Annotated in this window: 11 protein-coding genes; 4 read left to right on the plus strand and 7 right to left on the minus strand. The window is 32.3% G+C overall.

The features are described from left to right. Positions 1-126 precede the first annotated feature (126 nt). The 4 genes from rpsR to dapF all read right to left on the minus strand — a co-directional run bounded on the left by rpsR (position 127) and on the right by dapF (position 2,149). Positions 127-354, minus strand: a complete 228-nt coding sequence (gene rpsR, locus WCG23_03145; protein MEI8388862.1) for a 30S ribosomal protein S18 — start codon at positions 352-354, stop codon at positions 127-129. A 56-nt stretch (positions 355-410) separates the two neighbouring features. Next, positions 411-812 (minus strand): single-stranded DNA-binding protein, encoded by a 402-nt coding sequence (locus WCG23_03150; protein ID MEI8388863.1) that lies wholly within the window; start codon positions 810-812, stop codon positions 411-413. A gap of 62 nt (positions 813-874) precedes the next feature. Beyond that, a complete protein-coding gene (gene rpsF, locus WCG23_03155) occupies positions 875-1,204 on the minus strand; it encodes a 30S ribosomal protein S6 (protein MEI8388864.1) in 330 nt (109 codons plus the stop codon). A gap of 84 nt (positions 1,205-1,288) precedes the next feature. Next, positions 1,289-2,149, minus strand: coding sequence for a diaminopimelate epimerase (gene dapF, locus WCG23_03160; protein MEI8388865.1), 861 nt, complete (start codon positions 2,147-2,149; stop codon positions 1,289-1,291). Between the two features lie 105 nt (positions 2,150-2,254). On the opposite strand from dapF, the gene WCG23_03165 reads away from it, so the two are divergent. From WCG23_03165 to WCG23_03180, 4 genes are all read left to right on the plus strand, one after another. After that, the gene (locus WCG23_03165; GenBank protein ID MEI8388866.1) at positions 2,255-2,629 is read left to right on the plus strand and encodes a VOC family protein; all 375 of its coding nucleotides are present in this window, start codon (positions 2,255-2,257) and stop codon (positions 2,627-2,629) included. A 136-nt stretch (positions 2,630-2,765) separates the two neighbouring features. Continuing rightward, positions 2,766-3,827 carry a glycosyltransferase family 4 protein gene (locus WCG23_03170; protein ID MEI8388867.1) on the plus strand — a complete coding sequence of 354 codons (1,062 nt, stop codon included), beginning with the start codon at positions 2,766-2,768 and terminating at the stop codon, positions 3,825-3,827. Positions 3,828-3,829: 2 nt separating this feature from the next. Further along, complete coding sequence (gene grxC / locus WCG23_03175; protein MEI8388868.1) at positions 3,830-4,090, plus strand: glutaredoxin 3; 261 nt, start codon at positions 3,830-3,832, stop codon at positions 4,088-4,090. Between the two features lie 193 nt (positions 4,091-4,283). Then, positions 4,284-4,553, plus strand: coding sequence for a hypothetical protein (locus tag WCG23_03180; GenBank protein MEI8388869.1), 270 nt, complete (start codon positions 4,284-4,286; stop codon positions 4,551-4,553). 6 nt (positions 4,554-4,559) lie between these two features. Here the strand turns inward: WCG23_03180 and WCG23_03185 are convergent, their stop codons facing one another. The 3 genes from WCG23_03185 to WCG23_03195 form a co-directional block, all read right to left on the minus strand. Beyond that, positions 4,560-5,393: a universal stress protein gene (locus WCG23_03185; protein MEI8388870.1), complete on the minus strand. Its 834-nt coding sequence runs from the start codon at positions 5,391-5,393 to the stop codon at positions 4,560-4,562. A 4-nt stretch (positions 5,394-5,397) separates the two neighbouring features. Then, entirely contained in the window at positions 5,398-7,725 is a 2,328-nt protein-coding gene (locus WCG23_03190; GenBank protein ID MEI8388871.1) for a glycosyl hydrolase family 65 protein, read from the minus strand. Positions 7,726-7,824: 99 nt separating this feature from the next. Further along, complete coding sequence (locus WCG23_03195) at positions 7,825-7,983, minus strand: hypothetical protein (GenBank protein MEI8388872.1); 159 nt, start codon at positions 7,981-7,983, stop codon at positions 7,825-7,827. Positions 7,984-8,140 lie beyond the last annotated feature (157 nt).

The raw sequence follows: 8,140 nt of genomic DNA on the forward strand, positions 1-8,140 counted from the left end.
TTATATAGTTTTCTATTCTTGGCTAAGATTCCAGTTTTGAGGTATTTATTATTGTTTATAAAAAATTTGCCTCAGTCATGAAAACAAATTCTAACTGAGTATACTCTTTTTTATAGGTCAATACAACTAACCTTCGAAAATATACGCAATTAAAGCTGTTTCTCTTGCTTTTTTAACAGCTTGCGCTAACATTCTCTGGTGATAAGAGCAATTTCCGGTAATTCTTCTAGGAATAATTTTTCCTCTTTCGGTTAAATATCTTTTTATTCTGATCGTATCTTTGTAATCAAGATCATCGATTTTGTCTGCGCAAAAACTGCAAGGTTTAAATTTTCTTCTGTCTCTTGGGTTCATTCTTTATATTTCCTTATTTATGTGAATTGTATTAGTACATTTACTTGTTATCAGGTTTAAAACGGAATTTCATCTTCTCCGATTAACTCATCAGCGCTGACAGAATCATCAAAATCAAAGTCATTTGTATCTGATTTTGCACTTTCTTGCCGAATTGAAGTTCCAATTATTTCTATGCCCTGCGCATTAATTTCTACTATTTTTTTCTCGACGCCTGCTTCAGTTTTCAGTGTAGCTGTTTGTAATTTTCCTTCAACTACAACATCCTGATCTTTTTTTACAGTATTATCAGCAGTTTCACCTAATTTTCCTACCGCAAAAACTCTTATTAATTTTTCTTCATTTTCAGCGCCAATGTTTAATGTAAATGAAGTTATAGGTAGATTATTGCCTGTAAATCTCTTTTCGGGATTTCTGACAACTTTTCCTGTTATAACAATTTTGCTAAGGCTGCTCATAAAGTTTTCTCCATTTATTTATGTGTACCCAATTAAATATAAAATAAAATTGGGGCAAAAGTTTAATTTGCTGACAAAGCTGTCTGTGAAACTGCCTTTGTTTTAGCTTCCACTTTTACTGTAGCAAAACTTCTTAACACTGATTCGTTTAATTTTAAATATCTTTTTAATTCAACGATTTTTTTAGGTGCAATTTCCAAATCAAAAGCTACATAAAATGCATCTCTATTTTTGTTGATGTCATAAGCAAGTTTTTTGCGTCCAATTTTGTTAGTGCTAAAAATTTTGCCTTCAAAGCCATTGATTGCATTTTCAATATTTACAATAATTTGGTCAGATGATTCTATATCAAATCCTGTTTTCAGAATGCATAGCAATTCGTATTTACGCAAAGCCGTTTATACCTCCATTATATTACTCAAGTTTTTATATTATCATAAAAAAATTTTTTTTGTGAATACCTAATTTATTGAGGATTATAAAATATACTCACCTTCAAACACAAATTCACTTTTTCCTGTCATAAAAACGCTTGCATCTTGCTGGTCTTTATTCCACTCTATAGTCAAACTTCCGCCGGGCAAATCTGCTTTTACCGTGTAATCAGTCAAATCATTAAGAATTGCTGCCACTGTTGAAGCACATGCACCTGTTCCGCAGGCTAAAGTGATTCCGCAGCCTCTTTCCCAAACGTCAATTTTAATATTATTTCTTGAAAGAATTTTTACAAATTCCACATTTGTTTTTTCCGGAAACATCGGATGAGTTTCGATTTTTGAGCCGAATTTTCTTGCAAGCAAAGCAGTATCGTTATCCGTAAATATAACGCAATGAGGATTTCCCATACTTACTGCCGTGATATTAAATTCATTTTCATCAATTTCAAGAGGATAGTTTATAACGCAATCTAATTCTTCTGTTATTACGGGAATTTTTGCCGCTTCGAGAATCGGCTTGCCCATATCAACTTTTACTTCGCCATTATCAAGAATTTCCGGAGTAATTGTTCCTGCAAGTGTCCAAACTGTGAATTTTTTCTTGTCTATGATGCCTTTTTCATAAACGTATTTTGCGAAACATCTGATTCCGTTACCGCACATCTGAGGTTCTGAGCCGTCAGAATTTATAATTCTCCAGCTAGTATCGGTATTTGCTATTACATCAAGCGGATTTACAATTATTAATCCGTCTGCACCGACACCAAAGTTCCTGTCACACATTTTTTTTGCGAGTATATCGTACTGCAACTTCTTTTCAGAAACTTCTTTGCCGTCAACTATGATAAAATCGTTTCCAAGCCCGTTCATTTTTGTAAATTTCAACGTATTTTTAAGCATATTTTTTTCCTGTAAGCTAATAAATTTATTTTAATATAAAATAGGTAAATTAAATAAAAATTTCGGTTAAAATAGTTTTGTAATTTAATTTAAGGAGAATTTAAAATGAAATTTTCTCATACAATGATAAGAGTTAAAAATATCGATAATTCACTGAATTTTTACAAAGAAGTTTTAGGCTTAAAATTACTTAAAACTATGGAATTGGAAGATGCGACTTTATATTTTATTTCTGATGAGCAAGAATGCTGCACAATAGAACTTACTTATAATCATAAACTGCCTGAAGGCGGATATAATCATGGAAATTACTTCGGTCATCTGGCTTTTGATACGGATAATATGGACAAATTCACAGAAGTCCTTAACAAAAACGGGCTTGTTTATACTATCTCTCCTTTTGAAATTAAAAAAGGACTAAAGATAGCTTTTGTGGAAGATCCTGACGGATTTTCCATTGAAATAATCGAAAGAAAATAATTTATAGATATTAGGCTTAATAAATTTATTCGACTATCCCTACTAATGGGTAATTGTTGCGTTTAAATACTGGTGCTAATTTTATTATGACGACTGAAAAAAAGGTCGATTAGTGATGATTTAGGAGGTTATTTAAATGAGAATCGCTCAATTTGCCCCTTTATGGGAAACAGTTCCACCTAAAAAATACGGTGGGACGGAGCTGGTTGTATATATTTTATGTGAAGAGCTTTCCAGAAGAGGGCATGAAGTAACGTTATTTGCTTCGGGTGATTCAAAAACTTCTGCAAACTTAGAAGCCATTATTGATAAACCAATGAGGGAATCAGGTTATTTAAATGTTTCCTGTTATGAAAGTATGGCAATGGCAAAATTAATTGAAATGAAAGACAATTTTGATATTGTTCATAACCATCTTGGACCGTCCTTTATTCCTTTTAGCGGACTTCTGGGCATTCCTGTAGTTAATACAATACATGGCGCATTTATTAACAAAGAAGACATCAGTTTTTGCATGAAATACAAAGATAGTCCTTTTATTTCGATAAGCGACTCCCAAAGAGACGGCGCACCGGAACTTAATTATATTTCTACGGTATACAACGGTATACAGATAGAAAAATACACTTATCAAGACAAAACTGACAATAATGATAAATATATTGCATTTTTAGGCAGGCTTTCTGAAGAAAAAGGAGTTCATCTTGCTATTCAATTAGCAAAAGAAACAGGACATAAGCTTATTATTGCAGGCAAAATTGATGTGGCTGACAGAAAATATTATGAAAAAGATGTTAAACATTTAATAGACAACAAACAAATTGTTTATATCGGTGAACTCGGTCATGATGATAAAGTTAAATTGCTTAAAAATGCTTTTATGACTGTTCATCCTGTAACATGGCCGGAGCCGTTCGGTCTGGTAATGGCAGAATCCATGGCGTGCGGGACACCTGTTCTTGCACTAAATCAGGGGTCTATTCCTGAGGTTATAAAAAATAAAGTTTCAGGGTATGTTGAAAATAATATTAAATCGCTTATAAAAAGGGTTAAAGATATAGAAAAAATAGACAGAAAAGCTTGCAGAAAACATGTCGAAGATAATTTTTCTGCTGAAAGAATGACTGAAGGTTATCTTTCTGTTTTTAGAAAAGTTATAAGCAGCAGAATTAAAGATTTTGAATCCTCGGGGGTATAAATATGGCAAAAGTCGTGGCTTATACAGTTGATTACTGTCCTTACTGCAAAAAAGCGAAAGCTCTGCTTAATCAAAAAGGTGTTGATTTTGAAGATATAGATATTACCGATAATGAAGATGAGATGAGAGAAAAACTCGAAAAAATTGCAAACGGGAGAAATACGGTTCCCCAAATTTTCATAAATGATGTTTCTATAGGAGGATATACTGATTTAAAGGCATTAAACGACTCGGGAGAGCTTGATAAACTGCTTGAGAAATAAACATTTATTGTTGATTTTTCGCTCGTTTATAGAAAAAAGGTAAAAACAACCCTTTTGTTTTACGCTGAATTCTAAATAGAATTGTAACAAAGTGTTGCGATTTCAATGTGAATTTAGCAATTTTTTTATTTACGAGATTTATATAAATATGAAAGTAATTTAGTTTTTTAAAAAAACGAAAGGGAAAAAAATTATGTTAATGTCAGTAAGATTTCACAACCCTTCTTTTGGGTGTTCTAAGTGTGAACTTGGTAAAGAGGCTGTAGTTACACTAGTTGATAAAGGTCTTAGCCGTGAAGCTGCAGAAAACCTTCTTGACTATTACGCCCCTACTAATGGGAAAAATCATGTTCCTTTGGACTTTCCTATTCCACACGATGTGCTTATTAAGAATGTTTCTCGTAAAATTCTTGCTAATCCGGACATTGTTATTAAGCAATTAAACGAAAAAGGAATATATTAATAAAAATTATAGTTTAATCTTTATAAGCATTATAGGGCAATTACATTCAGATAGAACTCTTTTTAATATAGAAGCTTTAAGATGTGACAAAATTCCATGCCAGGCTAGTGCTATTAAATCATTATTATTTTCTTTGGCAAAATTCAAAATTTCATCCGCAGGGTTGCCATGAAAAAGAGATAATTTAAGATTTATGTGATTATGATTATGCAATATAGGACAAAATCTTCTCATAAATTCTTTTGACCAGGAACTCCATTCATGTTGCGGATAATCTTCGTAATAAGGCGCTGTAAAAGCACCTTCTTCTTTTATTAATTCGGCTTTATGACTTGATATATGAACTAAATCAATCTCCGCAGTGGTTTTTACAAGTATATTCATTACCGGAACAAGCGCCTGTGCGGAATTCGGGGCGCCATTCAGAGGAATCAGTGCTCTTTTGGGAATCCACTTATCTTCTTGTAAAGTCATTTCAATATCAGGTTTTATTAACAAAACCGGTTTACTAGTATTTTCAACAACTTTTATGGCAACTGAACCTGCCTTTTGTGTTTTATCACAAGTTTTACCATGTGTACCCATGACTATATAATCTGCATGCTCGCTTTCAAGAAGAATTACTTCAGCCGGATCACCGGTTTTTTGGCTAAAAATATAGCAACCTAAATCTTCTTTATTTATTCCAATTTTTTCTAAAAACGAATTTGAATCAATTTTTTCCTCTGATATATGAAGAATACAAAGAGTTGTCTCAAGCAATTCTGCAAGACTTTTTGCCGGTATAAATGCTTTTAGCGAAGCCTCTGAACCATCCAAAGGCAATAAAATCTTTTTCATGTTCTTAATCCTTCCAGTTCCAGTTGTTATAGCTTAACTGAACTCCATAATAACTTGTATTTATATTTAATTTTTTCCAGTTGTTTTGTCCTAAACTGACAAAAATAGTTTTGTTAGTAGAGAATGAACTCTCATTATTGCTTTCTGAAAGAAAGAAAGTTATTTCTTCTTTGTTTAACTTAATATTCAAATCGTGTCCCAGCCATTTAACAGAGAATTCAAGATTTTCCCATGCTTCAGGCAAGTGAGGATCAAAAATTAAACCCTTGTCAGTCGGGTACATCCCTGCAAAGCCCATAACAACAGACATCCAAATACCACCTTGCGAGGCTATATGTATTCCACCTGCGGAATTACCAAATTGATCATCAAGGTCAATTCGTGCATTTTTAACAAAATAGTTGTAAGCATCCTCTGTTTTTCCAAGTCTTGCTGCTACTAAACTATGAATACTCGGACTTAAAGAACTTCCATGACCTGTTTTTGGCTCGTAAAATTCGTAATTTGCAAGAATTATATCCCTTGAAAAGTTTTCTCCAAAAAGATATAAAAACATTAAAACATCTGCCTGCTTTATTACCTGTGTATTTTTTATTTTTTCTGAACCTAAAATTATGTCCATAGGCACAGATCTGGGTTCAAACTGTTTTAAGTCTATATATTCCAAATCATAGAACCCTTTAAACTGCTCAAATATCCCTGTCTTTTGGTCAAAACCTGTATATATTTTATCTTTATATTTTTTCCAGTTTTTAATCTCTGAATTTTTAAGTTTAATTTTTTTCTTAAGAAGTAAGAGTTCTTCGTTAAAACTATTTTCCAGAAAATCATAAATTTTAATTGCAATTTCGAAGTTATTTTGAATTAAATAATTCGTATAAGCGTTATCATCAACTTTTTCGTGATATTCATCAGGTCCTATAACTGTTGGAATATGATAAAGACCCTCATCTTCCAACCTTAACAAACTTTCGCTAAACCTTGCTGTTTCAAATACAATTTCAGCACCATGATTTACCAAAAACTCTTTATCCTCTGTCGCTTGCCAGTATTTCCAGATAGCATAGGCAATATCAGACGAAAGATGATTTTCATATTGACCCGATAAAATAAAAACAGCATCACCATTTGGAAGTATTACATGAGACGGAGTCATTTCACGACCTGAATCTGTCGATTCCCAGGCAAAAGATGCCCCTTTAAATCCAGTCTCGGTCGCATGCTCTCTTGCACCATCAAGCGTATTATATCTGTACAAAAGTAATTTTTTGGCGATTTCAGGCTTTGTGTAAGTAAAAAACGGCAAGAGAAACATTTCAGTATCCCAGAAAACATGACCTTTATAGGCTTCGCCTGAAAGATTTCTTGCAGGAATTGAATACTTATCTCCGCTGAATTCACCTGAAATAATCAAGTGATAAAGTGCAAAATCAATAAATTTTTGGTCACATTCATTGCCGGAAATTTTTACATTTGATTCAGCAAATCTTGTTCTCCATTTTTCAACATGTTTTTTTGCGCTTGTTTCAAAAAAATCCTGACCTAGCTCTATAATATTTTTTTCTGCCGATTCTTTTAAATTTTGTGTGTCCATATTACTGTAGGCCGTTGTTATGGCTTTTACACAATAAATTTTTCCTGCTTCAGCCAACCACTTAAACTCTTCAAAGCTTCCGCTGAAATTATTTATAATCTGATTATTAGTATTTGTATTTTTGTAGACAACATCGTCAATACAGCTCAAATTACTTTTTTGAAGCATAATTAATTCTTTATTACTGGTTTTTGACTTCATCAACACTGATGAATAAGAGTCAGTAGATATATTTTGATTAATTAAATAATTAAAATCTGCTGTATTGCAGTCAATTCCCGATAATACCCTTAAATTTCCGGTGTAATTTTCAGGCCTGATAAGAAGACATTTACCTAATTCATGTTTATTAGAAACAGATATAAATTTAATTATTTTAATACTGGAAATTCTTCCGATCTTATCAACGCATTGCCATTCCCTGACCGTGCATCCGTTATTTAAATCAATATATCTCCTATGAAAAATAGTTTTATTATTAATTAAATCAACCTTTTCATCTTCTACAAAGATTTTTATGCTTGTCCAATCCGGAATTTTAACTAAAATATTAAAATCATTAAAAATATCTTTTTCATAAAACCCTGCTAGAAAACTCCCCGGTGAACTTTGGGGATAAAGCTCTTCAAGACTGTTTCTTGTGCCTATATAGCCATTTCCCATAGAAAATATTGTTTCTATATCTCTTTCTTTGGCAGGTAAATAGCTGGTCTCTGAAAGAGAATATTTTGCTTTCAACGAGAATTTACTTAAACTTATATCGAAAAAAATAATATCCATAACCATTATTTTTTATGATTTGGATATTATTTATAATTGTTCAGATGTACTAATTCTTTATGCATTCATATCAAGATTAATTGGAGCAGCATTTGCATTAAAAGCTGCAATAATTGGTTTTAGCAATAATTCTCGTTTATCGCTTTTCATCGCACCAAATCGTGCATCTATATATGTCAAATCAGAAGAAGACCATTGCGGATCCGATGTCCTCAAAATTATTCCATCTGGACATTGTGAAACTTGATAATTTTTACTCCTATCATATCTTTTTGGACTAAATGCATTTAAAAGAGCATCCCTTGTGTTTTGATCTGAAGTATATCATGCCCCGATGTCCAGTCAGAATTTTTTTAAGTTACTATCCTATGCA

The organism is bacterium (assembly GCA_037147175.1).
GTDB lineage: Bacteria > Cyanobacteriota > Vampirovibrionia > Gastranaerophilales > UBA9971 > UBA9971.